Origin of the sequence: Candidatus Nitrosotalea okcheonensis, from assembly GCF_900177045.1 — an archaeon.
GTDB classification, from domain to species: domain Archaea; phylum Thermoproteota; class Nitrososphaeria; order Nitrososphaerales; family Nitrosopumilaceae; genus Nitrosotalea; species Nitrosotalea okcheonensis.
Map to the genome: position 1 here is coordinate 331,982 of NZ_LT841358.1, position 26,912 is coordinate 358,893.

The following is a 26,912-nucleotide window of genomic DNA, read 5'->3' on the forward strand; positions in this document are numbered from 1 at the left end:
ATTTATTGCAAAACAAAAGTATTATCTTTGCGATAGCAATACTTGCCTCTCCTGTGCTCTTTGCACTAGTAGTATTTCCAAACACATTCAGCCTTGGATGGAACCAAGGTAGGGGTGGCTTTCTTTTTGCAACGGCATTTATCGCAGCAGAGCTAATTGGTCTGAAATTGGAAATTCCAAAAAAACGTTTATTGGCAGCAATTCCGCTTGCCATCATAGTAATAGTATATCTTACAGGTCTGGAATTTGGTTTGAAATCCTACTTGATATCTATCGCTCCAAGTTTCCATGTATTGCTAAAAGACTCTTGGACTTGGATGTGGGACTTTATTGTACTGGCTGCATTTTTTATGGTAAGCCTGACAATTCTATTTGGGAAAAGATGGATTCGAATATCTCCTGCAGGTCCAATATACACGGCAGGAACTGCAATTATTTTGTCACTTGATGCTTTTTTTCCATATGATACTCTGGGACCGCTACAGTATGTTGTACCATATCTTGTAAAACTTGATGTCTTTTTGATAAATCTATTTCACCTTGGTTTGGCTACTTCTCACAACAATGTAATGTTCCTTAATGGTATACATGGTCCATTTGCATTGCAGGTGTTTTGGCCGTCTGCAGGTGTGCACAGTATCATAATCTACTCACTTGTGATGATGGCATTTTTACTAAAGATGAATATTCCAAGAAATAGAAAAATCGTCTACTTTGTCCTAGGAGTAGTTGGAACAATAACTGTAAACGTAATCAGGATTTTGTCATTGTCGATTTTTGTCCTCAAGATATCTACCAACGTGAACGAATTCGAGTCATTTCATGGCATTGCAGGCGAGATCATGTTTCTGCCATGGCTCTTCATATTTTTACTCATAGTTACATATGTGGAAACAAAGCGCATCAAAAAATTAGAGGCTGCAAAAAATGAACCAAATCAAAATAAACCATGATGTAGAAAACGGGACATATTACATCGAAGAAATTTTTGTGAATCTAAAAAACACTGAAATTCTCTTAAAAATATTTGAAACTAGAGAAAATCTGGATAATGTGTTTGAGAACATATCTGTTATTGTGAATGAAAAAACGCATTATATGCATGTTCAAAATGATGATGCGTCAATAGTGATAGGAAGAAATCACCTTCGAAATTCTGAAAAAAAAATTCTATATCTTGACATAATCCATGAATTGGTGCATGTAAAACAACAAAGACAGGGATTTGATCTTTATGACGAGTCGTACTCTTATGTTGACAGGCCTACTGAAATTGAAGCATATGAAATTGCAGTTGAAGAGGCAAGAAGACTGGGGATGAATGACAGCGAGATATTTGATTATCTACGTGTAGAATGGATATCAGATGATGAGCATAAAAGACTGGCTTCTCGGGTAGGTGTGTTGGTTTAAAAAAATCTTGTAATGTCTATCTGTCCGCTAATCCGTGAAAAATCTGAGACTCGTACTCCTAGTCGTCTCACAGGCAGTTTCTGGTCCTCGATTGATTCTCTTAGCAACTGAATCGCAGTTTTTTTCAACTCGTCCAAACTTGATGTTGGGTTTCTAAGGGTCCTTGATTTTGTCCTATTTGACAGGTCTGACTGGACAAACTGAATTCCAACAGATCTAAAAAGTATGTTATCCCTTACTATGGTTTTATACAAATCATCACAAAGTTTTTCTAAATCGTTTGCAAGATACCCGAAATCCTTGGAATCTTGCTTTAATGTTACTATCCTGCTATACTGGATGGGGTCATGTCTTGGAGATACTGACTCTTCATCGATCCCACGTGCCGCATTGTAAATATATGATCCAATTTTTCTTCCAAATAATCCGTTTAGGGTAAAGACATCAACATTATGAAGTTGTGATATTGTCTCAAGATTCATCTCAGAAAGTTTTTCTTCGGATTTTTTGCCTATTCCTGGGATTGTTCGTATTGGTAGTGGACCTAAAAATGATTCAATTTCCTGTGGCTCTATGATGGTAAGACCATCTGGTTTCTTGTAGCCTGATGCAATCTTTGAAACAAGCTTGTTTGAAGATATTCCGATAGTGCTTGAAAGCTTTATTGTACTGCGTAATGAATTCTTGAGTTGTTGTGCCAGATGTGCCGCATTTTTAAAATTATGGCTTGTTCTATTTGTAACATCCAGATATGCCTCGTCTCTTCCAACATACTCAAAAATATCGGCATGATTTCTTATGATGTTCATGGCATTTTCTGAAACCTCTGAATAATATTCAAAGTCAGTAGGCAAGAAAACAGACTCTGATATGTCTACAAGTTTCTTTTTTGCAAACTTGATTGGCATCCCTGATTTGACTCCATATTCTCTAGCCAAATAGTTGGCAGTTGCAACTGCCCCACTATCTCCTCCACGGTCTGAATATACACATACAACTACAGGCTTTGTCTTTAGGTCTGGTCTGCGTATCTCTTCGCACTGGGCATAAAAGTAATCAAAGTCAATATGAAATACGACTCTGTTATCCACACTGAATTTATGATTTGAAATCCTTATTACGTTATTGCTGATCTTCTCGTCCTTGTTATCAACATCATCTAAATATGCTGTATGGATAAACCACACATGGATTATCCAATTATTGTAGAACCGGAGGGTGTCAAGATAAAATCTGAAAAAATGGAGGTTGACAAGATGTATTATTGCATATATCAGGAAAAAATATTGTTATTCTATAAAGAGCAAAATGAGATGCTCAATTGTTATGAAATTGAGGAAAAAGATATCGTTGAGGAAGTAAAGCAATCCAAATCTGAAGATATTGAAAAAATCTTGCAGACGTACATAGAAAAAAAGAATCTTGACTAGAGCATATGTTCCTGATTAAGCAACATCGTTTTTTCTTTGCTAACTATTAAATAAAACACAACAAGAGTGGGTCTTGTGTCCAGACCGCCTAATATTGTATTTATTGGTAAAAAACCCATTTTGACATACCTTAATGCTACTCTCACCCTTCTTGCAAACGAGCCTACCGTGACCATAAAAGCAAGGGGCAGAAGCATGGTTACGGCAGTCGATGTATCACAGATGATAGTAAAAAGGATGAGTGCAATGGGATACAGAGTAAGTGGAGTGAGGATCTTCTCTGAGAGGCTTGAATCAAATGATGGGAAAGAAAGAAACGTTTCAACCATAGAGGTAGACGTTTCAAAAAGTTAGAATGCTAAATAGACAGCTAAAATGGATTGTGATTATAGTAACAGCTGGCTTGACCGTATCAGTTGTTTCTTATGTATTTGAATTATCACGTGTGTGCACTGTGCGTCAGTTAGGCATTGCAGAGGATATTATGCACTATGACAAGACAAAGGACCCACAACTCTGTGATATGTTGAATTCTAAGATCTCGCAATTTAATGATGCATGCAAATCAAACATTGAGGAATTGGACTGTGGTTGATTCCTTTTCTAATATGCAAAAATTTTTGACAGTTCATTTAGATGATCTTTTAAAAAGTCCATAACTTCATCAGCACTATTTTTGTAAATAAACTCGTCTTTGTTGTCTATAGATATGTCAATACAGTATCTATTTGATGTCCTGTTTACAAATATGTATCTTGATTCGTTATCTATTCTTACACCCTCGTCAGAATCTAACACTCTTAGAACTTTCTCAAAATTCTCTCTTGTGATTGCTCTCTCTTGAAACATCATCCGTAAATTGCATCTCTGAATGGGCCTGCGTCTTGTTCTGTCTGTTTCAAGTTTTGTTCTATGCCTTCCGCTTCACTGAGCAATAACTTGAGGTTACATGATGCTCCTGGGACAAGTTTTGTCATTGCCATGCAAATCTCAGCGCCTGCTCGAAAATCAGGCCCTGATTCTTTTGCCTTGCACAATAATACTATGACATTGATTTTCGCTATGGAGCCTTCGTTTAATAAAATTCCTGGAATTCCTGGTATGGTTCCATTCTTTAATATTGGTATGTCCGCATCACGTAATTTTTTCTTTGCATCTTCAGTACTGCCAACCCCTATCACAACCGGTGTTTCATCATCGCTTTTGATTGCTGAACTACTTATGATGAAAGAACACTTGTGATCGCTTGCCCACTTTAGCATGACTCGTGCTACATCACGATGAATGGATTCGTGGGGAGTAAGGTATGATGAAAAGACTGCTACCTTGAGATCTTTGTTGACTAAAATCCGGGCAGGAAAATTTGGTATCTCATCCCTTACAATGCTAATTGGCGGGAAAAGATCAGAGTCAAGTACACCCGCCAATTCAAATTGAGATGTTGTGTTGACAAGTGACTCTGTTGCAATGGCATTTGCTAAACCCGTGTATGGAAAACCATCTATGAAATAGCCTTCCTTTATATCAATTGAAATGATTTCTCTAATGTATACCTCGTTTCCCATGATGTGATTATTGGATATGGCGTTTTAAATATGGATATCGTTTTATGTGCCCAAAACGGTTTATACTTATGGAAACACTCTACATACTCATTAATTGTGATCTAGGTTCTGAAGTAGATATAATCAATGAGCTTGCAAAAATTTCAGAAGTAAAAGAGGTCAGAGGTACGTATGGGATCTATGATATTTTTGTAAAACTACAGGCTGATTCAGGCTCTACACTGGAAGCCCTAATTACACACAAGATACGAAGACTCCCAAAAGTTCGTTCCACTGTGACATTGACTCCGATCCTTTCCCAGGGTGGGCGTTAAGTCAAAAAATGCTCAAACTTTACAATTCTTTTTCTTTATCTAAAGAAGACTTTGTTCCGTTTGAAAAAAATCTTGTAAAGATGTTCATTTGTGGTCCTACTGTATACGACTATACACATCTTGGGCACGCAAGAATTTTTTTAGTATATGATCTCCTGTGTAGGTGTCTGAATGATCAAGGATTCAAAACCGATGTTCTTGTGAACTTGACTGACATTAATCAAAATGTCTTTGATAAAGCAAAAGAAAATTTGACAACTTACAAAGATGTGGCAAAGTTTTATGCATCTGCATTTGTAGTAACGCTGCAGTCACTTGGCATACAAAGTGTAAATAAACTTGCATATGTGTCTGATTATGTTTCAAGTATGGAGGTGCAGATAAGAAAATTACTGCAAAAAAAGATTGCATATATGGCACATGGAAATGTATACCTTGATGTCTCCCAAGCACAAAACTATGGGAAGATTTCACAGCAGACACGAGACCAGCTAAACCTACACAGATTGGATATTGGCCCTGGCAAGAAAAACCAAGAAGATGTCATGCTATGGAACTGTACTGACTATTTTGATTTCTCATGGGAAAGTGAATTCGGAAAGGGTGTTCCATGGTGGCATATGCAAGATACTGCCGTTGCGGTAGAAAATTTTGGCGACAATTATGATATTCATGGAGGTGCACGGGAATTGATATATCCGCATCATGAGGCACATCTGGCACAATACCAGCTTTTGTCCGGTTCAAAACAACCAGTCAAAGCATGGGTACATGTGGGCCTTGTTTTATCTGGAGGGGAAAAGATGTCCAAATCTCTAGGAAATGTTGTTTGGGTACAGGACCTGATCAAAAAATATGACTCTGATCTTATACGGCTGTATATTCTCTCAAAACATTATCGTGACGACATGAATTTTTCTGAAAATGATTTGGTGATGAACAAATCATTGCTTGACTTGATTCGCCTAACTGCACTTCGAGTCTCAGATACCACACATGACACCATATCAAATCTGATACATGATTTTATGGAATCATTAAATGACGATCTTGATTCACCCACAGCTCTTGCAAAATTGGAAAAAATATGCATCAAAGTAAAAAATGGAAAGAGTATCACTCAAATTGATTTTAACCGCCTGTGTAAAGTACTTGGTATAAAATATGATTCAACAAATCGAGTTCAATGACCTTGGCTTTACTGGATTATGGAGTAACGCCACAAAACTTGAATGCGGGACACTTTTTTTAAATCAAAACCTTGCAGATGATGTTTTTTTTGATAAACTTGCTGGCATTACATGTACCAGTGAAGACATGATTGATGAATCAATAACATATTTTCAGAAGAACCACTCTGTACCATGTATTTACTCATTGCAATATCCAGAGCTTGATTGCCTGCTTGAAAAAAAAGGATTTGTACGCTACGACATACAACACGTTCTCAAAAGAACACGGCCTTCAAAGAAAATAAATGCTATGAAAATCACACATGATGATATTGGTCTGTGGACCAGAATTTTTTGTGAGGCGTATGATTGCCTTGATTGGTCAAGCCAAGTGGCATCTATACTAGAAAACACACTTGATTCTGTGGACTATGTGGTGGATGAATCTAGAGTCTCATGCATGGCTTTGTATGAAAAAAATTCTATCTTGGGATTGTACTGTCTTGGCACTTTGCCATCTAAGAGATATCGTGGTGCTGCCACTTCCTTGATTGATTTTGCTTCGTACCATGCAGATTCCAAAAACCTGACCTTAATTCTGGAAACATATGAAAAAGACAATCTCTTGGAGTTTTACGCAAAATTAGGGTTTGAGCAAGTCTATTACAAGACAGTCTACACTATTTGAGTTTGGTAAGCAGGGCAGAATAGAGAAATGGCAAGATTGTTGTGGCTTCTGCATGAATTGTAGTCTGCTTGGCATTCTTTGTAACCTTGCCCCATGATATTGCTTCTCTGACAAGTGCACCACTCAAACTTCCGTCAAACTCCTGAGCAGTTGTTATGTATACTGCATAGTCCAATCCGTCTCTGTACTGATTCCACCACAAGGTGTGATGTTTTGATATTCCGCCACCTATCATTAATGCGCCTGATTTTTTTGCCTTGAATATTAATCCAGATAATAAATCTCCATCTGAGGTAACGTTTAATCTGAAATCATTATGACTTTGTGAAAACATCCAGATTTGGCTTCCAACTGCGCCATCCATTATTCCTGGAACAATCACTGGAATTTTATTTTTATTTGCCCAATAAAGGAATGAATCCTCTCCCAAATTCTCTCCTATCATCTTTGTCACATCATAAGTTGACATTTCTTTTTTGCCTTCATTGTAGGCCTTTTGCAGAAAAGACTGCATTTTTTCTTCAATCAATGGTCCATAGCTTTTCAATGGAACCAAAACATTTCCCAATCGGTGGATCTCTTCCTCCAAAAGTTCACTGTCATCCATGGTAAATGATCCTTCCAAATAATCAGAATAATGCCTTGCAATATCGTGATCCAAAGCGCCACATGTGGTTATTACTATGTCACACATCTTGTTTTTTACCATGTCAGTTATCACCCCTCTTAGGCCGGTTGAAACAATTGCCCCAACAAACGACATGAATTTTAAACAATCCTTGTCCTCAATCATGGCGGTCAGAATGTTGAGACCATCAACAAGATTTTTTGACTCAAATCCTCCTGACTTTGACATTTGATCAAATATTGAATCAATGGTGTCACCTTTTTTGATGCAAATATCTTTGACTGGTTTGCCTGGTTCTATCATGAAACATAAATTGGTTCCGGGCTATAAAATCCTCTGTTCTCGATCACAAGTAATTAATATGATGGATTATTTGGTATCTATCGAAGTTGGGTAAGAAAATAAAGATTGCAATAGCTGGTGTTGGTAATTGTGCTTCTGCAATTATTCAAGGTGGAAAATATTACACTCAAAATACTCATGATACTATAGGTCTGACAGCTTTTAACATTGGGGGATATGAGCCAGGAGATATTGAAGTGGTGGCAGCATTTGATGTGGCAGATACCAAAGTAGGAAAAGATGTGTCTGAGGCAATCTATGCAAGACCCAACAATACGATTACCGTAGCAGAAGTGCCTCACATGGGTATAACTGTACAGAAAGGTCCTACTCTGGATGGAGTAGGTAGACATTTGAGCCGAATTGTCACTGTTTCTCAAGAGCCTGATGTTAACGTCAAAAAGGTTCTCCAAGATAGCGGAGCAGAAATGCTTGTAAATTATCTACCTGTGGGAAGCACCAATGCGGTAAAACACTATGCCAGTCAAGCACTTGAGGCAGGAGTGGGATTTCTTAATGCAATTCCTGTGTTTATCGCATCAGAGCCAAAATGGCAACAGGCGTTTGCTGACAAAAAGATCCCTCTTGCAGGTGACGATGTAATGAGTCAGCTTGGTGCCACGGTTGTTCACAAGACACTTGTAAAACTCTTTGTAGACAGAGGTGTTCAGATTGATGGAACATATCAGCTAAACATTGGTGGTGATATGGATTTTTACAACATGCTTGATGAGGAAAGACTTGAAGACAAGAGAATCAGCAAGACTAGCGCGGTCAAGGCAATGGCAGACTATGACATCCCAATGAGAATTGGTCCTAGTGATTATGTTGACTTTATTGATAATGAAAAGATCTGTTACATCAACTTGGAGGGGAAATATTTCGGAAAGATCCCAGTCAAGTTAGATCTCAAGCTAAAAGTAATTGATGCATACAATAGCGCAGGAATAATGATCGATGCAATTAGAGGACTAAAGATTGCGCTTGACAGAAAATTGTATGGGCCAATGACAAGCATATCGTCTTATTGCTTCAAACATCCTCCAGTCCAGATGCCATATAATGAGGCAAAGAAGGCATTTGGAGAGTTTGTAGAAGGCAAGCGCAATAACTAAGATCTCACATTATAATTTTTATTCAGCAGCTCAAGGAAACTTGTCAATAATCGGTTATCTCGGTTCAGGCATTATCGGATACATTGGTCCATATACGTAAACTAGAGATATTTGGGTTCAAGTCATTTGGATACAAAAACACACTAGTGAACTTTGAGCAAGGATTGGTTGCGATCTCTGGCGCAAATGGGTCTGGGAAAAGTAACATACTTGATGCCATCTCATTTTCACTTGGGGAAAACTCGCCCAAAGTTATGAGAGTAGACAAACTTCGTTCATTATTGCACGATGTAGATAATGCAAAACATGGGGCCAAGATTGCACGTGTAAGTTGTCACTTTGACAACTCTGATAGGAAGATTCCGGTAGACTCCAATACTGTGACAATTACTAGGGAAATGGATGAAAATGGCGAAAATATTTATTATTTAAATCAAAAAAAGGTACTCCGAAACCATGTTCTAGACATACTTGAGGTAGCCAACTGTGGTATTCACAAGCTCAACATTGTCCAGCAGGGAACAATCACTAGAATATCAGAGTTTAATGCAGAGGAAAGGCGAAAGATAATTGAGGATATAATTGGTCTTGCATACTTTGACGAAAAAAAGGTTGAATCACTAAAGCAACTTGATGAGGCAGACAGGCGACTGGAGATTGCGCTTGCCAGAATGGATGAGATAAAAAAGCGCATTGATGAGTTGGAACTTGAGAGAAACAACCAGCTCAGATTTGATATTCTTGACAGGGAACTAAAGCGATTCTACGCAATCCAGTCTTCTAATAAGCTAAGGGACATCGAGTCTAACAAAATCTCAAAAGAAAGAAACCTAAATGCCATCCAATCCGAGTCTAAAAAATTTGATGAGCAGCGTGGCCAGATTCGTGATGAAATAAAAAAACTTGAAGAAGAAAAACAAAAGTTCATGGATGAAGTAAATGTGTACAACCAGACAAAAGCAACAATTGATTCGGAAATTGCAGCGGCCATGCACCAATTTGAATCTGCAAACAGCAAACTTGCGACTAATGCAAGAAGACTATCACAAATAGATTCCAGGCTTCCTGAAATCCAGTCAGATCTTGCAACATTGAATGAAAAACGTTCCTTGTTGGAAAATCAAATCGCTGAACTGAAAAATTCTATTGGTATCATCAATGAAACCCGAAAGTCTACAAATGCTGATCTTGCATCTGTTGACTCTGAAATAAGTCAAGTGTTAAAACAACAATCTCAGATTGCCACAAACAAATTACGAGTTGATGAAACTGTACAAAAACTCACAGATCAACTAAACGAAACAAAACTTGCATTGTCAAAGTTTGAGCAAGAGCGAGTAGACATTCAAAATAAGATGGAACAAAACTCATTGAAGATAAAATCAATACTTGACGAGAAGGAATACCTCTTAGATCTTGAAAGAAGACTGAGACGAGTAAGATCTGGGCATGAGTCCATGATCAATGATCTAAAATCAAGACTTGGGAACCTTCGTGAGAGACGAGTGAAAATAGAAAAAGATATTGAGGAAACTGCGATAATTTTTGAAAAGGCAAGCAAAGCTGCCGCACAATATGAAGCAAAGATCAAAGTAGTAAAAGAAGTAATGCATGAAGATTACTCTATTGCAAAACTCAAAGAAGACTCTAGGAGGCTTGGAATTCAAGGCCTCGTATTTGAAATTTTGACGTGGGATAAACAATATGAAAGGCCATTGCTTGCAGTTGGCTCGGACTGGCTCAAGGGGTTGGTTGTAAATGATTTTGCAACATTGCTTGGGCTTGCTGAATTTGCACAAGAGAAAAAATTACCGAAGATACGAATAATTCCACTAGATGCTATATCTGACACTAGAATATCTATCAACAAGGAGGGTGGGGTTCTTGGGGTCTTGTCTGAATTTGTACAATGCAACGAAAAATTTGAATCGCTAAAAAATTTTATCTTTGGAAATATTGTGCTGGTTGACTCTAAGAACAAGGCGTACGAGTTGTCTAAAAAAGGCTACAGAGCAGTGACAATTGATGGGCAGTTCTTTGAAGCAGATGCAAATGCTGTCGTAGTTGATGTAAACTCCAAGGTTTCCCATCTGACAAAAATTATTTTATTGAGTACATCAGTAGACGGACTGGTACAATCACTTGAACTTTTGAGGAAGTTTATCCAAAACAAAAAGGGTCAACTAAAAAAACTTGAGAGAATTGCAGACAGTCTTGAAAATCGATATAATTCTTCCGAGACTGGCTTGGCAAACGTTAGTCTTGACCTTACAAACATCAAGGCAAAACTAAAAAACTTGGGCATGTCAGAAGATCAACTGACCTCAAGAATTTCGCAATTGAGAAAAAGAGAGGAGAGCGTCTTACTCAACATGTCAAAACTGCAATCTTATGAATCATCATTGGATGAACGCATATCGTTGACTCGAGAAAACTATGCCGATGAAGGCCAAGCAAGGGTAGCAAGTCTTTTATCGTCACTGAATGAAAAACGTACAAGCCTGCTGAGCTCACACAGTACTATATCTACCCAGTTTAGGGAGTTGACTGGAAACCTGACTAATCTGGGCAACGAAGAAAACTCATTCAAGGCCAATGTCAGGCTCTTGTCACAAGAACAGTCCTCGCTAAACCATGAAAAATATGACATTGAGGTCCAGTCAAGAACTCTTGTAAAAGAAAAAGAAAACGCAGAGGCCGTGCTTGTAACATTGAGAGAAAAAGAACAGCAATTGATTTCAACCTCTGGAACATCTGTATCAACACTAAAAGAATATGACTCTAATCTGAAGGGGCTGTATGAATCTGAAAGGACACTGAGCAAGGAAGTAAACAGCTTGGAAAGGCAGTCTGATTCCATATCTAGGGATGTTAGGGACTTGATGGAAAACGAGGAAAGAATTCGTAAAACTTTGCAATCATATGGATATAGTACACTTTTGGAATCCTTTGATGTTGACAAGATTATTGTTGAACTGGAATCTGAAAAACGAAGTCTATCTGGTTCGCTTAATACTAGGGCTCCTGATGCATACGTTGAGATATCAAATGGCTATCGCTCCATGTCGTCACGAAAGAATGAACTTGAAGAAGAAAGAAATTCAATTGTGAAATTTATTGAAGAAATTGACAAAGGCAAACGCCAAACCTTTTTGGAATCGTACGATAAAGTAGACAAGGATATTCGTGAAATATTTAGCAAGATGACTGGAGGGAATGCATGGCTTGAAATTCAAAACGAGGATGACATCTTCTCGTCTGGAATATCATACCTTGTACAATTTCCAAACAAGCCAAAAAGAGAATCAACATCAATCAGTGGCGGAGAAAAAACACTTGCTGCAATCACATTTTTACTAGCACTTCAAAAACTAAAACCATCTCCATTTTATTTGCTTGATGAAGTTGACGCACATCTTGATGCATTGAACACTGAAAGACTTGCTACCATACTTGAAGACCGGGCAAAGGGAAGTCAGATGATAATGGTGTCACTAAAAGACTCTGTAGTAAAAAAGGCAACTCTGATCTATGGTGTCTTTCCAAGAAATGGTGTTTCACATGTTGTTTCACATAGAATTTCCAATATATCAGAAGTGGCAAACTAGTTTATCTTGACAAAACATGCCACTTGGCGTGTATCTGAAATTTTTTCAAGATTAGGTTCCTGTTTACATTTTTCTATTGCGTAAGGACACTTTGCCATGAACCTGCAACCTTGATACGAATTGACCTCTGTAGACTCTATAATCCGTATCTTTCTATCCTTGTACAAATTGTCAGGATCTGGTTCTGAAACGGAATCTAAGAGTGCTTGAGTGTATGGATGGCGTGGAGCAAATAGAACTTCATTGATTGGTCCTGTCTCAACAATTCTTCCGCGATATAAAATTGCAATTCTGTGACCGATGTATCTTGCAGTGGACAGATCATGTGTTATGTAAAGAAAAGCAATACCATATTTTTCCTGTAATTCTTTTATGAGCTCAAGTATCCCAATTCTTACTGATACATCAAGCATAGAAACCGGTTCATCTGCTATGACAAGTTTTGGATTTGTTACAATGGCGCGAGCTATTGCAACTCTTTGACGTTGTCCTCCTGATAACATGTGTGGATATTTTGACGCAATGTCTTCTACTGGTTCTAGTTTCACCTGACTGAGTGCCTGCAATGCAATGAGGTTTCTTTCTTTCTTGTTCCCAACATTGTGAATTTCAAGAGACTCTTTTACTATATCTAAAACCGTCATCCTTGGATTGATTGATGCATATGGGTCTTGGTGAACCATCTGGCAACCAAGCCTTATCTTTTTGAGACTATCTGCTTGATTTGTTATTTTTTGTCCGGCAAATGTTATGGTACCAGAATCTTGTTTTAACGCTCCAAGTATAATGCGCGCAATAGTGGTCTTGCCTGATCCTGATTCACCTGCAAGTACAAATGTCTCGGCATTTTTGATTGAAAATGAAATTCCATCTGCTACTCTAATTGTCTCTTTGTCAGTTCCTGTGAATCCTTTTTTGGTAAAGTATTTTGCCAAATCCTTGACTGAAAGGATCTCTTCCATTCACTTCCTAATATGATCGCAAATATATCAAGCGATCAATAGGTCAAAACCTGATCATCGCAAAGTTTTAAAAGGCATAAGATATGAGAGAAATTCGTGAAATCTCAGTTACTAGCACTTGTAATGATTACTGGTCTTTTGCTAAGTGCAGGTTCTGTCTACCTCAATCATGCAGTTTTCGCAGATGATCCTTGGTCAGATATTGCTGCCCGACAGCAAGTCGCAGAACAAAAAGCTATGGCAACATACATGAGCTACTACCAGTTTGCAAACATGGATGAATCCAAAAGAAACTGGTCTGGTCTTACCAGCGTTACCACTGATGAAACCAGCCGTGGAAGAAACATTGATGCACAATCACAAGTTTCATTACAAAATGCAATTGCACAATTTGACAATATTCACGTTAGACAATTATCGGCCATTGACTCTACTGGTTATGCTGGATTGAACAGCACATCCACTAATACCCAGGGAAGGGATAGAAATGCCATGATTGACTCAGCCACATCTTCATCACTTGCACAAGCCCAAAATGTCATTGATCAGCTAGTCAAGATTAGACAAAACTATGCAGACTTTAAAGCCGGTCCAACAACTGATTCCATTGCAACTTATGATAGACAAGCCCAGATTACAAAGGGATTAGATGATGGTGAGGCTCAAGCAGCAGCTTTGGTTAGCCAACTTGCAAAAACTGATAAAGTATATGTAGACTTGAGCCAATATGTAGACCCAAGCCAGTTCACTTACAAACCAAACTCTGTAACAAATGAACAAGGTGGTGCAACTTCACTATCTCCACAACAAGCATATTCATTAGCAAAGGCAGTGATGATATTCAACCAAATTCATGACAAACACCTTGCATTGCTCAAGTCAAACTATTATGGTTTGAACAGCGTGACAACAAATGAAAACGGTGCAGATAGAAACGCTTTGTTGGCACAAGCAAAACAGGTCTCAATGGATAATGCACTTAGAATATACAACTCGTACTATAATGGTACAGGTCTCAAGTAAAACCCAGAAAATTTTATAATTTAAAATTTCTTTATTGATTTTCTTATTCGTGTAACCAGCACATTACAAAGCCTGACACTGTTTTGATTTTAGGCGGATCTTTTTTACATTTTTCCATTGCCTGGGAACATCTGTCATAAAACCTGCATCCTTCTGGAGGATTTACAAGACTTGGAGGATTACCTCTCAAGGGTATGATTTTTTCGGTCTTGTCTAGTTTTGGTATGGACTCTAGTAATGCAATTGTGTAGGGATGTTTTGGGTTTCTGTAAATATCCTGCATGTTACCAAATTCTACAATCTGTCCAGCATACATGATCCCGACTTTTTCTGCGATTTCTGAAATTATGCCCAAATCATGAGAGATCAACATGACCGACAACCCCTCTTTTTTGAGCTTTTTTAATAGAATCATTATCTGTGCCTGAACCAAGACATCCAGTGCAGTGGTAGGTTCGTCTGCAATCACCATTTTTGGTTTTAAAACAAGTGCCATGGCAATGATTACTCTTTGTTTCATTCCTCCGCTAATCTCATGCGGATATTTGTCTAAAACCGAATGTGTCAGTCCAACCGACGATATTCCAGATTCAATTATCTGTTTGTAATTTCCTTCAAAGTTATGTTTTTTTAGAATTTCTTCGAATTGCTTCCTGATGGTAAATACAGGATCTAGGGAATTCATCGCACCTTGGAAAACCATTGATACATACTTCCACCTGATATTTTTTGTAAATTCAGCATCTGGCATTGACAGTATGGATTTGCCATCCAAAAGAATCTCACCTGATACACTGGCATTTTCCTGAAGAATTTTCATGATTGCAAGACCAAGTGTACTCTTGCCACATCCACTCTCGCCCACTATGCCTATAGATTCATTTTCCTTGCATGAAAACGATACGTGATCTACTGCATGTATTTTCTTTTCTTGGTTTTGGTACTGTACCATGAGATCATTTACCGACAGGGTAACCATAGGTATTCTATAAGCGGGTAGTACATTTGAGTTTTGAATTACTATTTTGTTACCTTTGGAGTAGTTGTACTGATTAGCATTATGTTTTGCCTCCAAACATATAACGTATGGAATATCAAGAAATAGAAATCTTTCAACCGATCTTATACACAAATAAGATCAATCGTCAATTAGACAGCACCGTATTTCGCATGATTTATCTTCTAGTTTTTGCAAGCAAAAAATCGATTTCCTTGAGAACCCCAATTTGTAACTTTGATGCTATGAATGGCATACTGTGCCCTCAATGTGAATCAAAACTAGATCAAGGTATATTGACCAAGGCAGATGTGGACGCATCAATAAAACTGGTGAAACTCTCCCAAAAAATACATCCAATAGACAAGTTTACACTAATCTCGTGCAGGGAATCTCATGGGAATTATGTTCTGTATCTTGGCAGCCCTGATATAATGACAATTAGGCAGAGTCGGGAGCTTTATGGGATACTTCAAGGGGAATTTAATGGAAAGATTTGGCTTGTGCATAAAGACTCGGACGACAAAAAACTCATTGAAGACATGTTTTTCCCAATCAAAATACTTGGTATAAATCAGGTCTGGGCCCCGGGAGGCTTGCAAAAGACAAAGGTCATTGTATCCGGGAAAAAGACATCACGTTTTCCAATGGATGTTGACAAGGTAATTGCAATAGTACACGATCTTCGAAAGATAGAACTAGTAGTGGAATTTGAAAGAAAGTAAAGATGATTTGATGGACATAAAAAAAACTCATGATATTGGTACACTCAGTCCTTCGATGAAGGGACAAAAAGTTGTGGTTGGAGGATGGGTGGAAGACTTGAGAGAATTGGGTAAACTGACCTTTCTTACTTTGAGGGATGTAACCGGGGTATCGCAGATTGTAGTTGCAGGCACAGAAAATTTGCAGCAGGTAAAAGACCTGACAAGACAAAGCGTAGTACAGATAACTGGAGCGGTACAAGAATCTAAAGCGCGAGATTTTGCATATGAAATAAAAGCTGAAAAAGTTGAGATTTTATCAAGGGCAATCCATCCATTACCAATAGACCCATTGGGTAGGCTGGAAAGTGGAATAGATAACAGACTCAATGCAAGAGCACTTGATCTTCGCAATCAAAAGACCGCATCAATATTTAAGATACGGCACAATACTCTTCTTTGCATCCGTAAAGTGTTAACTGATCGAGGATTTCTTGAGGTGAATACTCCGAAAATTATTGGCAGTGCAAGCGAAGGTGGAGCGAATTTATTTTCTCTAAAGTATTTTGACAAACAGGCATATCTTGCACAGAGTCCACAACTATACAAGGAGCAACTGACACTAGGTCTTGAAAGAATATTTGAAATTTCGTCATTTTACAGGGCAGAAAAATCTCATACTGTAAGACACTTGACTGAATTCACAAGCGTAGACATTGAATCTGCATTTATGGATTATACTGATGTCATGGAGATTTTAGAGCAGTTGATAGTCTCTGTCTTTGAACACGTGGAAAAGACATGCATTCAAGAGCAAAAGAATTTGGGTATAGAAATTCGAAAACCAAAAACACCATTTGACAGGGTGACATACAGGCAAGCCATTGAAGAGCTTGGGAAACAGGGACTGGCTCTTTCATTTGGGGATGATTTGCTTGATTCGCATCTGAGAAAACTCGGTGAGATTCATCCTGGATTTTACTTTTTGACTGAATGGCCACTCAAACTAAAGCCATTTTACATACATGAAAAAGAAGACGACATTGAGGTTTCAAAATCATTTGATCTACAATACGGTTATCTTGAATTGTCATCTGGTGGTAGGAGGCTTCATGATCCTGTCAAGATAAAAGCACGATTGCTGGAGCAAGGACTGGATCCAGTACAATTTGAGGACCATTTGCGCGCATTTGACTGGGGAATGCCGCCTCATTCAGGATGGGGACTGGGACTGGATAGGCTGATGACAGTATTGACACAAATTGACAATGTGAGGGAAGTAGTCTTGTATCCTCGTGACCCAGAACGGTTATTTCCATAAAAAGATAAATTTTGATCAAATTCTAGATAACTTGTGCGACGGTGTGATTTTTGCGGATCTGAGTTTGGGGATAGAACATGTTACTTTTGTGACAAGCACTGTTGCACTTCATGCATGACAGATGATAGGACTAGATGCAAGCGTTGCTATATTGCAAAAAGAAAACTTGGTTGGAGAATTTTCAAGAAAAACAAAGTCTTGCTTGGGTTTATTGCATTTGTTTGGGCCTATACTGTATTTCCAGTTCCTTTGATAAAGGGGATTGATCCAACTTTTTACTGGATTTCATTCGGGGTTGCAATAATGATAATGATTCCAATTAGTCTTGCAATGTTCTTTTGGTCAAGAGAGCCGCCTGTGTCTGACCTCAAATGATACGCGATATCACGTTTTGTGTAAATTCTTTTGTGCTCTTGTTTCCGCCAATGTCTCTAGTCTTTATTCCATCTTTGACAATACCGTAAACTGCATCCTCGATTTTTTTTGCAACATCCTGGCATGACTTGTCACTATTTTTTATCCCAAGCCACTCAAACATCATCTTTGCAGACAAAATAAATGATGATGGGTTTGCTACCTGTTTTCCTGCAATGTCAAAGGCTGCCCCATGTACAGGCTCAAACAATGCAAATCTATCTCCAATATTTGCAGCTGGGGCCATTCCAAGTCCGCCCACAACTTGCGATGCTTCATCTGATAATATGTCACCAAACAAATTTGTGGTTACAATAACATCAAAGGACTCTGGCTGTCTTATTAGATTCATGGCACAGGCATCTACATACATGTGCTCAAATGTAATTTTTGGATATCTCTTTGCTACCTGCTCACATGTCTTTGCAAATAATCCATCTGTTTTTCGCATTACATTTGACTTGTGTACACAAGTGACTTTTCTTTTTCCATCTCGCTGCTCAGATGTAGCAAATGCATGTCTTGCAATTCTCTCAGATGCATTCTTTGATATTGAGCGTAATGCAATGATGGTCTCGCCCACTTCAAACTCCATGCCAGTGTATAGATCCTCTGTGTTTTCTCTTACTATTACCATGTCAATATTTTCCTTCAATGCTGGCATGTTTGGATAAGACTTGGCAGGCCTGATGTTTGCATAAAGGTCTAACAATCTCCGCAATACTACAATGACATCTGCTGCACTCTCTCCAACTGGGGCCTTGAGACATGCATCTGATTTTTTTATCTGCTCTACTGTTTCGTCTGGTAATGCCTTTCCTGTTTTTTTGAGTGCTGCATCGCCTGCTTGTAGTTTTGTAACCTCGACTTTGACTCCAAGATTGTCATTTATAACGTCTAGTACATCTATTACTGATTCTGATAATTCCGGGCCTATTCCATCACCCGTAATGAGTGCTATTTTGTACATTTACTGTCCCAGATTTTTTTGCTTGAGTATTTTTTTGAGCATGATTCTGTTTATTCCGTCTATCATGGCCTGTACACTTGTGATAACAATGTCTTCTCCCACTGATTTTGCTGAAGCTTGGTTGCCATATGGATCTTCTACCTTGATTGTAACTTCACACAAGGCCTCTGAACCTCCTGAGATTGAATCCAGCTTGTAATCCTTTATTCTCACTTTGGATATTTCCCCCGTAATTTTTTGTATTGCATTAATTGATGCATCCACTGGACCTACACCATAATCCGTACTGATAAAGTCCTTACCTTCTATGTTTAGTTTGACAAAGGCATACGGCATGTTTCCAATCCCTGTTGATACTGAAAAGCCAATCAAGTGAACAAGTCTCTTCAACCCTGGTTGTTGCATGACTTCGCCTGTAATTCCAAGAAGCTCGACATCCGTTACATGTTTTCCCAGATCTCCTAGTTTCTTGACTCTTTCCAATATTTCATGGGTCTGCTCCTTTGAGGGCTGGATGCCATATTCCTCAAGCATTGCCGCAATTCCATGCGCTCCTGCATGTTTTCCTACTTGGAACCATCTGGTTCTGCCGACTAGTTCCGGACTGATTGGCTCGTATGTCAATGGGTTGCTTAGGACGCCATGGGTGTGAATTCCAGATTCGTGACCAAATGCATTTTCTCCCACAATTGCCTTGTTTGGCTGGACCTGTATTCCAACTGTTTTTGAAATATATCGTGATGTCTCATAGAGAAGTTTGGTGTTGATGTTTGTTTCATATTTTTTATCAAACTGTAAGCATTGCAACCCCATGACGAGTTCTTCCAACGATGCATTTCCAGCTCGCTCCCCAATTCCATTTACTGTAACATGTGCGCATTGTGCGCCTGCTTGTATTGCAGATATTGCGTTTGCTACCGCTAGTCCAAAATCATTGTGACAATGAACACTTACGGGTAAATGTGTGGCATCAATAGTATCCTTTGTAATGGCCGCAATATATTGTGGGGTGGAATATCCTACGGTATCTGGAATGTCTAGCCTGTCAGCACCTGCATCTGTCACTGCCTTGAATACTTTTTTTAGAAATTCCCTTTCTGTTCGCGTAGCATCCTCTGCTGAAAATTCAACCTTCAAGCCAAGTGACTTGGCATATTGTACGGCATCGACTGCTTTTGCTAGCGCCTGTTCTCTTGTTAGTTTTAGTTTGTACTGGAGATGTATGTCTGATGTTGCGATGAATGTGTGGATATAATCCAAACCTACTGCAACAGCTGCATCGATATCCTTTCTTTCTGTTCTTGCCAGCCCACAAATCTCTGCCTTTAGTCCCGTACTCGTAATTGATTTGATTGCTAACCTTTCACCATCTGATATGATTGGAAATCCTGCCTCGATTGCATCAACACCTAGTTCATCTAGCTTTTGCGCTATTGCAAGTTTTTGATCAGGAGTCAAGGCCACGCCCGGAGTCTGTTCTCCATCTCTTAATGTAGTGTCAAAAATTCTAATCTTCATTTGCATGTCCTCTTGCCAGTGCGCATATTCCAGTTCGTGCCATTTCTAAAATCCCATATCCTTTTACAAGATCTTCTAAAGCATTAATTCTATCGGGGGTAGCAGTAATCTCTATTATGATTGAAGACTTTCTTACATCATGTACATCACACTTGAAAGCATTTGCAAGGTCTGTTATCTCTTTGATGTCTGTTGGCTTTGACACTTTTAGTTTCATCATGACAAGCTCTCGGTATATGCTTTTTTTCTCCTCTAATACTTTTACTTCTAATGTATCAATTAATTTGTCTAACTGCTTTACTATTTGACTGAGTTGTTTTTCATCTGCTTCTGTAGTGATTGTCATTCTTGACACTTCAGGATTCTCAGTTATGCCTACTGATATGCTGTCTATGTTATAGTTCCTTGATCTAAACAAGTTTGTAATCTTGAACAATACTCCCGGTTTGTTTTCAACTAGAACTGAAATTATTGACCACATAATATCTCACTATGATGGTAAGATCATGTCCTTGAGAGATGTTCCTGGAGCAACAAATGGTAGCACATCTTCCTGCGGGTCAATTGGTACGTCTATGACAGTTGCAACATTGCTCTTCAAGGCTGTCTGGACCGCTTTTCCAATTTCATCAATTGTCTGGGCTCGTATTCCATGTGCTCCGTATGCTTCTGCTACCTTGACATAATCTGGACAATTCTTTAGATCTACTCCAATCATTCTCCTGTCGTAAAATGTTCTCTGCCACTGGGCTACCATTCCGAGTGTAAAGTTATTTAGCAAAAGCACTATGACCGGCAAGTCCTCTAGCACTGATACTGCAAGTGAATTCTCTGTCATGTTAAAACTTCCTTCTCCTGCTATGTCAAGTACTGGGACATCTGGTTTTGCTGCCTTGGCACCTATTGCTGCTGGGAATCCCCAACCCATTGTTCCAAGACCTGTAGAGCTGAAAAACGTTCCTGGCTGTATTACGTCAAAGAACAACGAGGCCCACATTTGGTGTTGTCCAACTTCGGTAGTTACAATTGACTGTGCAGGTAACACCTCTCTTAATTTTTTGAGAACTTTGGATGCTGCTAATGGGTGTGGATGAATTTTGAGGTTTTCTCTATAGTATTCCTTTGTCTCCTTTACTCTTTTCCCCCACGCACTTTCTCCGTTGCGTTTGATTGCTTTTTGGATTAGCATTTTTACCATGATTCTAAGTGATGTCTTTACGTCTCCTACCACGGCTACATTTGTGGTCTGGTTCTTTCCTATCTCTGCAGGGTCTACATCCATATGTATGATTTTCAAGTTTCTCTCAAACTCTTCAAATGTACCAACAGACCTGTCAGAAAATCTCGAACCGCATGCAAGAACACAGTCAGCCTCTGTCATCATTTTGTTTGCTTCTGCATGACCGTGCATTCCTATTGGTCCAAGTGAGAGAGGATGATTTTCTGGAAATGATCCTTTTCCTTTGAATGTAGTTACAACTGGTATCATGAGTAATTCTGCGATTGACTGGAGTTCTGCAAACGCGCTTGATATTATTACTCCGCCGCCTGCAAGAATTATCGGTCTTTCTGCAGATAGTAGCATATCTGTTGCTCTCTCAATTGCTGTTATGTCTGGGTCAACCCATGGATGGTATCCTCTAATTTTTACCTCGGAAGGAAAATGAATCTCTGCTTCGTTTTGTTGTACGTCCTTTGGAATGTCTATCAATACAGGACCAGGTCTTCCTGTTGATGCAATGTAAAATGCTTTTTTTACTACCTCTGGAATCTCTGTTGGACTCATTGGCTGGAATGCATATTTTACTATGGGGTTTGTGATCCCGATGATGTCACTTTCTTGAAATGCATCACGTCCTATCATCTTTGAAGGAACTTGACCAGTAATTGCAATCATTGGTGCCGAGTCTGCTTGGGCTGTTGCAATTCCTGTAACAATGTTTGTTGCACCTGGCCCTGATGTTGCAAAACATACTCCAGGCCTTCGGCTCACTCTGCCAAAACCATCTGCCATGTGTGAGGCAGACTGTTCATGTCTTACTAACACGTGACGAATGTTGCTCTTGTAAAGCTCATCATAAATTGGCAAGTTTGCACCTCCCGGTAACCCAAAGGCTATTTCCACACCTTCTTTTTCCAAAGCGATCATCAAAGACCTAGCACCTGATATTTTTTCCATAATTTTCTATCTCCGAAAATTGCTGTATCTTACAGCACAATCTCGACTAGCAACAAAATACTTGAAATGCTTGTCGAGTCTATTTCTACCATACCTATCTGTAATTTTTCTCTCTAAAATTGTTAATAAGCATTTTGTCTAAAAGTCTTAATATATTACCGCTTGGCTAGGCACGTTTAGGCACAATTTTGGGGTTATGGTCAAAAACTCAGATTAAAATCTGGTTGCTAGATTTTTGCGAAATGTTTCATAGCAGGCACGAAATGAAATCCTTGTGAAACATTTTCAGATTTTAATAATTTTTTCAGTACAACCTTTGAATTAGGAAGTTCAAATTTGCTGATTCTGTAGATTTTGTCATAAAGTTCTAAAACGGGAAAACAAGAAGGATTATGTGAAACTAAATTACAAAGTATTAATCATTTTACTTGGAATTTGTTTTGGTAGTTTAGGTTTTGCAATTATAATTTCAAGTCTTGAAAGTATGATGCTTCCTCCTAACGGTAATGACATGATGCCATTGTCGATAGTAAGTTACATGGGTTCAAATGTGAATCCATTACTTGCCTATGTTTTTTTTATAACTTTGATTATTGTTATAATTTATTCCGCATTTATCTTTAGACAAAAGATAATGCGAATACTTTCATAACTCAAAGGTAAGAGAATCATTACAACTTCAAACTTTGTACTGTAGATTTTGCACTAGTTGTAAAAAGGTATGTTTAGAGTTTTCATTTTCTAATCCTTATCTTCCATTTGATTCAGGATCCAACATTTGTTGCCGTAGTTGTAACTATCTCACAGCCTACCTCGGTATAGTTATGTTCAATTTCGACTGGTTTTAGATTGATTACTACAAATCCATATGAACCATTTTCACACTCATGTTTTCCAACGTTAGAAGGCAAGTAGAGATGTACAGTAGCAGAAGATTGGTGAGTCTCACCATTTGATGCATAACTATAATCACTATATGTCCATCCTTTCATGGACCAATCCCTTATTTTTGGCTCATTTAGTATGTCATAGAAAACAAGGTTTGCTTGTGTTTGGTTTCCATCTTTTAAAAGTAGATTATCTAATGGATTTTCTGACCATCCTCTGAGTACAAGTTTTGGTACAGTATCAGGATTTACACATGCTGGCTGATGTCCTTGTTTTTTTATTGCAAGTATGAATCCCTCCTTGCATGCTATGTTTTGTGTGACAACACCTGACTTGAATTGTTGTAGTGGAGTCAGTTTATCAAATGCAAATGGAGGTCCTCCGTGTAGAGGCTGAATATTTGTATTATTATCCAATATTGTAAACAAGAACGATTTTGAAATGGTTTGATCAATGTTAGACTGGTTAGAGTCAGTTTGATTTTTTATTTTATATGGAAACGTTACAGTAACATTTACAGTTCCAGATTGGGTTGCAGTATAAGTGAAAAAAAGACCGGACTAGTTCCAGTGTATTTTTTACCAGAATCTAATCTTTCTTCATGACCAACATAACTGCAAGTTATTCCATCTTTAGCAGTAACTGCAACCTTGACATGATTATCAAATGATACAGTGAAGAACGGTCCCTGACAATCTTTACTTATCATATCACTTACAAATATTGGAAATGTAGAATTGTTGACAAGTGTTGCTGTGATGGTAAATGTATCTCCAACTTTTACAGCATATGGTTGTACCGATATATTCTGAATTGATATGCCATTTACGTCATCTGCGTGAGCTTGTGGCACTAGAAACCCTAGAAAAACAACCGTGGCAAGTGTAAGAAACAAGAGGTATGCAGATTTCATATTTTACATGTACTGTACGCATATAGTTTAAAAAAGTGGTGCAGAATTCTTCTAGATTAAAAAGGGCGGATTGAACCAGATATTATTTCATAACGGATCATAAAATTGAGTCTTACAAGTTCCGGCACAATATTGTTCTATCTTTGATGTGATGAGTAGTGTTAGGGCTGAATATCTTCCATTTTGGTTGAAGTTGGACTTTGTAAGTTCAATGTATGTAGAGTTTTTTATTTTTTAATCTTGAATTCTATTTTATCAGCTCATTATGATAATCCAAAGTAAATTCATCCCTTGTTATTCCACAATCATCAATAATTTGTTTGGTCAAACCAGTTACTAATTCATCATTTTTAGCTGGGACAGATGTGAATCTATTTGAATTATAATTTCGTAATGAAACATGACTTCCTTTTTGATGAGATATTTGGAATCCTTTCTTGTTGACAAGGTATTTTATCATAGCATTACCAGAAACTCGAGGAAGTTTACTCACTGTATTTGCGAATAAATTTAAGACTATAACCTTTGTCTTTACCTAGATCTTCTACCATCAATTCGATTGCTTCTTTTATGTTATCTTTTGCTTTGGCTTCTGTCTTTCCCTCCGCATTAGCATGAAGTTCGTTGCATCTTGCAAATATCATACCATCTTCATCTTTATCTAAAATTACTTGGTATGTCTTTTTAGATACTGTAGATGTAGAGTGTTGCATACAGGACAATATCAATACGATCTATAAAAAGAATAAGACATTAAAATAAGATAACTTGTATTTCTAGATAAAAATCAAGACGGAACTATAACTTTTGGATCCATCCAAAATATTTCCCAGATGTGGCCATCCAGGTCTTCAAAACTTCGTCCATACATGAAACCGTGGTCATGCGGCTCACTTGCCTCTTTTGCGCCCGTATCAAGAGCATTTTTTATCATTTTATCTACATTCTCCTTGCTTTCTGAAGATAACGCTACAAGAACCTCGGTGTTCAGTTTGGCGTTGACAATCTCTTTTTTTGTAAACGTTTTAAAAAATGGTTCCACAAGCAGCATGGCATAATTTTCTTCGCTGATAACCATGCACGCAGCGTTCTTGTCAGTGAATTGAGCATTAAAAGTAAAGCCAAGTTTTGCAAAAAACTCTTTAGATTTTTCTAGATCTTTTACAGGCAGATTGACAAAGACTTTGGTTCCCATATCTTTGATATAAAATTGCAAGTTATAAGTTTGTATAAAAACAAATCTGCAACCGTTAAGTTAGGCTTGTTCAAAAAACATCCATGCTAGGTGCAGAAATAAGCCAAAGCAAGTTTCACGATGTATCCCATTTCGGGCTACGGCTTGCAATAGGCTCAATCTTTATTGCAGGTGGTCTTATCAAGTTTGATCCAAGCTTTGCAACATACCTACCGCAGATGGGCCTTCCTGCAAACATGCAGTATCTTTTTGCATTGCAGGAATTCATTCCAGGGATTTTGATAATAGCAGGCGTACTGACAAGAATCTCTGCATCAGTTCTCTCGCTTGTCATGCTTGGCGTAATATTTTATGTGGACAAGGCGTCAAAATTCATAGGCCCTGACGGTGTCGAGCTTCCAGTAATACTTTTTGCAGTATCCATCGTAATCATAACAGTTGGTCCTGGAAGAATTTCTATATCACATGCAATTAAAAAAATCCCACGTTTTCTACAGTGAGACAAGTGAAAAAATTTCTGTTGTTTATTGTTCCGATTCTATTATGTCAGTAGATTTTGCAATTGCTTCTTAAATTGATATGTGTTATCTTCAAATAGTTTACACTTTCTTTAAATGGTTTTTCATGATTCAAATGAAATTATAATACTAGTAGATAAAATCAACTCCAATATCCTATACGATATATACGAATGCTTGGGCAACATAATTAGAAGTTTTCATTTGAATTATCAAAATCATTTGAATCATTTAGTGAACGGTATAAAGTGTGTAAATCATTTGAAGCAGATAAATTTAACATTATCATTTTTTAGAAAATAAAATTATTTCAAGGGTATAAACTCCTAAATTATTTATAAACAATTTTCATTACTTTTAATAGCGTTTTGATATAAAATATTCATTATAAATAAAATTTAGATCAATTTATTTTTTTTAAAATACTAGTACTTTGTAGATGATGTAATGCCACAAAAAACTTCATCTGTAATTCGAGAAGAAATCATTAATAAATATATTGTTGGCAAAAAGTGCCTAAAATCAACAAAACAAGGGTTTGCCAGAGATACAATGTTTGGTCTAGGCATGATATTTAGCATAACATGTCATAAGACTTAAACTAGATTTGTCTCAAGCAATACCGATTTTGAGCGACAAGGAAGAAATTGTTGATATTGTAATGACGTTTTTTAATGCAGGAAAAACAAAGAACGTTGCACCATTAGGTGTAATCCAACTCGATGATCCTAGGTTTTCTGCATATAGCGACGTACCGCCTTTTGATCTAAAGGACTTTGCCACAACCTCTGCACTTGAGCAGCTACGGTTTGTCAGTATCTCTGATTATGATTTTGAATTAAAAAACATGAGGGTGGATATATTTGAAAACTTTGCAGTGGCAACTTTTACTGTAAGACAAACAGGTATGGTTGTAGACAATTATAGTTTCAGAGGACAACACATGACGATGGAGAGCAGAGCAACCTTTGTCATGGTAAAATATGCCAAGTGGAAAATAGTGCACCTGCATTTGACAAAAATCTCTGATTAGGT

31 protein-coding genes are annotated in these 26,912 nt (G+C 37.9%); 16 read left to right on the plus strand and 15 right to left on the minus strand.

The annotated features are described in order from the left end of the window. Positions 1 to 5: 5 nt before the first annotated feature. Together artG and BQ3481_RS02065 are read left to right on the plus strand one after the other, a co-directional pair. Positions 6 to 953 carry a thaumarchaeosortase gene (artG, locus tag BQ3481_RS02060; RefSeq protein WP_157926748.1) on the plus strand — a complete coding sequence of 316 codons (948 nt, stop codon included), beginning with the start codon at positions 6 to 8 and terminating at the stop codon, positions 951 to 953. Continuing rightward, positions 928 to 1,413, plus strand: coding sequence for a hypothetical protein (locus BQ3481_RS02065; RefSeq protein ID WP_157926749.1), 486 nt, complete (start codon positions 928 to 930; stop codon positions 1,411 to 1,413). Before artG ends, BQ3481_RS02065 begins: the two co-directional genes overlap by 26 nt. On the opposite strand, the gene dinB is transcribed toward BQ3481_RS02065, so the two are convergent. Further along, on the minus strand, positions 1,410 to 2,504 hold the full coding sequence (gene dinB, locus BQ3481_RS02070; RefSeq protein WP_157926750.1) for a DNA polymerase IV: 1,095 nt from the start codon (positions 2,502 to 2,504) through the stop codon (positions 1,410 to 1,412). The genes BQ3481_RS02065 and dinB overlap by 4 nt on opposite strands. A gap of 96 nt (positions 2,505 to 2,600) precedes the next feature. On the opposite strand from dinB, the gene BQ3481_RS02075 reads away from it, so the two are divergent. The 3 genes from BQ3481_RS02075 to BQ3481_RS02085 all read left to right on the plus strand — a co-directional run bounded on the left by BQ3481_RS02075 (position 2,601) and on the right by BQ3481_RS02085 (position 3,438). Further along, entirely contained in the window at positions 2,601 to 2,843 is a 243-nt protein-coding gene (locus BQ3481_RS02075) for a hypothetical protein (RefSeq protein ID WP_231911832.1), read from the plus strand. 75 nt (positions 2,844 to 2,918) lie between these two features. Further along, on the plus strand, positions 2,919 to 3,197 hold the full coding sequence (locus BQ3481_RS02080) for an AlbA family DNA/RNA-binding protein (RefSeq protein ID WP_231911833.1): 279 nt from the start codon (positions 2,919 to 2,921) through the stop codon (positions 3,195 to 3,197). 28 nt (positions 3,198 to 3,225) lie between these two features. Continuing rightward, positions 3,226 to 3,438: a hypothetical protein gene (locus BQ3481_RS02085; RefSeq protein ID WP_157926753.1), complete on the plus strand. Its 213-nt coding sequence runs from the start codon at positions 3,226 to 3,228 to the stop codon at positions 3,436 to 3,438. Between the two features lie 8 nt (positions 3,439 to 3,446). Here the strand turns inward: BQ3481_RS02085 and BQ3481_RS02090 are convergent, their stop codons facing one another. Both BQ3481_RS02090 and BQ3481_RS02095 read right to left on the minus strand, forming a co-directional pair. Beyond that, entirely contained in the window at positions 3,447 to 3,695 is a 249-nt protein-coding gene (locus BQ3481_RS02090) for a hypothetical protein (protein ID WP_157926754.1), read from the minus strand. Beyond that, positions 3,692 to 4,408 (minus strand): proteasome assembly chaperone family protein, encoded by a 717-nt coding sequence (locus BQ3481_RS02095; RefSeq protein WP_157926755.1) that lies wholly within the window; start codon positions 4,406 to 4,408, stop codon positions 3,692 to 3,694. The genes BQ3481_RS02090 and BQ3481_RS02095 overlap by 4 nt, the downstream gene beginning before the upstream one ends. Before the next feature lie 68 nt (positions 4,409 to 4,476). On the opposite strand from BQ3481_RS02095, the gene BQ3481_RS02100 reads away from it, so the two are divergent. Genes BQ3481_RS02100 through BQ3481_RS02110 form a run of 3 tightly spaced genes read left to right on the plus strand, consistent with a single transcriptional unit; the run spans position 4,477 to position 6,582 of the window. After that, positions 4,477 to 4,722: an Lrp/AsnC ligand binding domain-containing protein gene (locus tag BQ3481_RS02100; protein WP_157926756.1), complete on the plus strand. Its 246-nt coding sequence runs from the start codon at positions 4,477 to 4,479 to the stop codon at positions 4,720 to 4,722. An 8-nt stretch (positions 4,723 to 4,730) separates the two neighbouring features. Then, positions 4,731 to 5,912 (plus strand): class I tRNA ligase family protein, encoded by a 1,182-nt coding sequence (locus BQ3481_RS02105; RefSeq protein ID WP_157926757.1) that lies wholly within the window; start codon positions 4,731 to 4,733, stop codon positions 5,910 to 5,912. Beyond that, complete coding sequence (locus BQ3481_RS02110; RefSeq protein ID WP_157926758.1) at positions 5,887 to 6,582, plus strand: GNAT family protein; 696 nt, start codon at positions 5,887 to 5,889, stop codon at positions 6,580 to 6,582. The genes BQ3481_RS02105 and BQ3481_RS02110 overlap by 26 nt, the downstream gene beginning before the upstream one ends. On the opposite strand, the gene BQ3481_RS02115 is transcribed toward BQ3481_RS02110, so the two are convergent. Continuing rightward, entirely contained in the window at positions 6,575 to 7,513 is a 939-nt protein-coding gene (locus BQ3481_RS02115) for a deoxyhypusine synthase (RefSeq protein ID WP_157926759.1), read from the minus strand. The genes BQ3481_RS02110 and BQ3481_RS02115 overlap by 8 nt on opposite strands. Positions 7,514 to 7,599: 86 nt before the next feature. Here BQ3481_RS02115 and BQ3481_RS02120 point away from each other — a divergent pair, with 86 nt between their 5' ends. Together BQ3481_RS02120 and BQ3481_RS02125 are read left to right on the plus strand one after the other, a co-directional pair. After that, positions 7,600 to 8,667 carry an inositol-3-phosphate synthase gene (locus tag BQ3481_RS02120; protein ID WP_157926760.1) on the plus strand — a complete coding sequence of 356 codons (1,068 nt, stop codon included), beginning with the start codon at positions 7,600 to 7,602 and terminating at the stop codon, positions 8,665 to 8,667. An 83-nt stretch (positions 8,668 to 8,750) separates the two neighbouring features. Further along, the gene (locus BQ3481_RS02125) at positions 8,751 to 12,275 is read left to right on the plus strand and encodes a chromosome segregation SMC family protein (RefSeq protein WP_157926761.1); all 3,525 of its coding nucleotides are present in this window, start codon (positions 8,751 to 8,753) and stop codon (positions 12,273 to 12,275) included. Here BQ3481_RS02125 and BQ3481_RS02130 read toward each other — a convergent pair. After that, positions 12,272 to 13,237: an ABC transporter ATP-binding protein gene (locus BQ3481_RS02130; protein ID WP_157926762.1), complete on the minus strand. Its 966-nt coding sequence runs from the start codon at positions 13,235 to 13,237 to the stop codon at positions 12,272 to 12,274. The genes BQ3481_RS02125 and BQ3481_RS02130 overlap by 4 nt on opposite strands. Positions 13,238 to 13,333: 96 nt before the next feature. Here BQ3481_RS02130 and BQ3481_RS02135 point away from each other — a divergent pair, with 96 nt between their 5' ends. Beyond that, the gene (locus tag BQ3481_RS02135; protein ID WP_157926763.1) at positions 13,334 to 14,260 is read left to right on the plus strand and encodes a hypothetical protein; all 927 of its coding nucleotides are present in this window, start codon (positions 13,334 to 13,336) and stop codon (positions 14,258 to 14,260) included. A 43-nt stretch (positions 14,261 to 14,303) separates the two neighbouring features. On the opposite strand, the gene BQ3481_RS02140 is transcribed toward BQ3481_RS02135, so the two are convergent. Further along, on the minus strand, positions 14,304 to 15,239 hold the full coding sequence (locus BQ3481_RS02140) for an ABC transporter ATP-binding protein (protein WP_157926764.1): 936 nt from the start codon (positions 15,237 to 15,239) through the stop codon (positions 14,304 to 14,306). Positions 15,240 to 15,430: 191 nt separating this feature from the next. Here BQ3481_RS02140 and BQ3481_RS02145 point away from each other — a divergent pair, with 191 nt between their 5' ends. From BQ3481_RS02145 to BQ3481_RS02155, 3 genes are all read left to right on the plus strand, one after another. Beyond that, positions 15,431 to 15,982: a transcription elongation factor NusA gene (locus BQ3481_RS02145; RefSeq protein ID WP_231911834.1), complete on the plus strand. Its 552-nt coding sequence runs from the start codon at positions 15,431 to 15,433 to the stop codon at positions 15,980 to 15,982. Positions 15,983 to 15,992: 10 nt separating this feature from the next. Beyond that, entirely contained in the window at positions 15,993 to 17,282 is a 1,290-nt protein-coding gene (gene aspS, locus BQ3481_RS02150; RefSeq protein WP_157926765.1) for an aspartate--tRNA(Asn) ligase, read from the plus strand. Positions 17,283 to 17,396: 114 nt separating this feature from the next. Then, positions 17,397 to 17,657 (plus strand): hypothetical protein, encoded by a 261-nt coding sequence (locus BQ3481_RS02155; protein ID WP_157926766.1) that lies wholly within the window; start codon positions 17,397 to 17,399, stop codon positions 17,655 to 17,657. Here the strand turns inward: BQ3481_RS02155 and BQ3481_RS02160 are convergent. The 9 genes from BQ3481_RS02160 to BQ3481_RS02200 form a co-directional block, all read right to left on the minus strand. Further along, complete coding sequence (locus BQ3481_RS02160; protein ID WP_157926767.1) at positions 17,650 to 18,666, minus strand: isocitrate/isopropylmalate dehydrogenase family protein; 1,017 nt, start codon at positions 18,664 to 18,666, stop codon at positions 17,650 to 17,652. The two genes, BQ3481_RS02155 and BQ3481_RS02160, sit on opposite strands and share 8 nt — an antisense overlap. Next, positions 18,667 to 20,184, minus strand: coding sequence for a 2-isopropylmalate synthase (locus BQ3481_RS02165; RefSeq protein ID WP_231911835.1), 1,518 nt, complete (start codon positions 20,182 to 20,184; stop codon positions 18,667 to 18,669). After that, positions 20,174 to 20,665, minus strand: a complete 492-nt coding sequence (ilvN, locus tag BQ3481_RS02170) for an acetolactate synthase small subunit (RefSeq protein WP_157926769.1) — start codon at positions 20,663 to 20,665, stop codon at positions 20,174 to 20,176. The genes BQ3481_RS02165 and ilvN overlap by 11 nt, the downstream gene beginning before the upstream one ends. Positions 20,666 to 20,674: 9 nt before the next feature. Then, complete coding sequence (ilvB, locus tag BQ3481_RS02175; protein WP_157926770.1) at positions 20,675 to 22,363, minus strand: biosynthetic-type acetolactate synthase large subunit; 1,689 nt, start codon at positions 22,361 to 22,363, stop codon at positions 20,675 to 20,677. Between the two features lie 764 nt (positions 22,364 to 23,127). Next, on the minus strand, positions 23,128 to 23,679 hold the full coding sequence (locus BQ3481_RS02180; protein ID WP_157926771.1) for a hypothetical protein: 552 nt from the start codon (positions 23,677 to 23,679) through the stop codon (positions 23,128 to 23,130). An 86-nt stretch (positions 23,680 to 23,765) separates the two neighbouring features. Beyond that, positions 23,766 to 24,164 carry a hypothetical protein gene (locus BQ3481_RS02185; RefSeq protein WP_157926772.1) on the minus strand — a complete coding sequence of 133 codons (399 nt, stop codon included), beginning with the start codon at positions 24,162 to 24,164 and terminating at the stop codon, positions 23,766 to 23,768. A 247-nt stretch (positions 24,165 to 24,411) separates the two neighbouring features. After that, the gene (locus BQ3481_RS02190; RefSeq protein ID WP_157926773.1) at positions 24,412 to 24,657 is read right to left on the minus strand and encodes a type II toxin-antitoxin system HicA family toxin; all 246 of its coding nucleotides are present in this window, start codon (positions 24,655 to 24,657) and stop codon (positions 24,412 to 24,414) included. Further along, on the minus strand, positions 24,650 to 24,877 hold the full coding sequence (locus BQ3481_RS02195) for a type II toxin-antitoxin system HicB family antitoxin (protein ID WP_157926774.1): 228 nt from the start codon (positions 24,875 to 24,877) through the stop codon (positions 24,650 to 24,652). The genes BQ3481_RS02190 and BQ3481_RS02195 overlap by 8 nt, the downstream gene beginning before the upstream one ends. A gap of 74 nt (positions 24,878 to 24,951) precedes the next feature. Beyond that, positions 24,952 to 25,359, minus strand: a complete 408-nt coding sequence (locus tag BQ3481_RS02200) for a VOC family protein (protein WP_157926775.1) — start codon at positions 25,357 to 25,359, stop codon at positions 24,952 to 24,954. An 83-nt stretch (positions 25,360 to 25,442) separates the two neighbouring features. Here BQ3481_RS02200 and BQ3481_RS02205 point away from each other — a divergent pair, with 83 nt between their 5' ends. Further along, positions 25,443 to 25,859, plus strand: a complete 417-nt coding sequence (locus BQ3481_RS02205; RefSeq protein ID WP_157926776.1) for a DoxX family protein — start codon at positions 25,443 to 25,445, stop codon at positions 25,857 to 25,859. A 625-nt stretch (positions 25,860 to 26,484) separates the two neighbouring features. Then, positions 26,485 to 26,910, plus strand: a complete 426-nt coding sequence (locus BQ3481_RS02210) for a Cif family virulence factor (protein ID WP_231911836.1) — start codon at positions 26,485 to 26,487, stop codon at positions 26,908 to 26,910. The last annotated feature ends 2 nt before the right edge of the window (positions 26,911 to 26,912 follow it).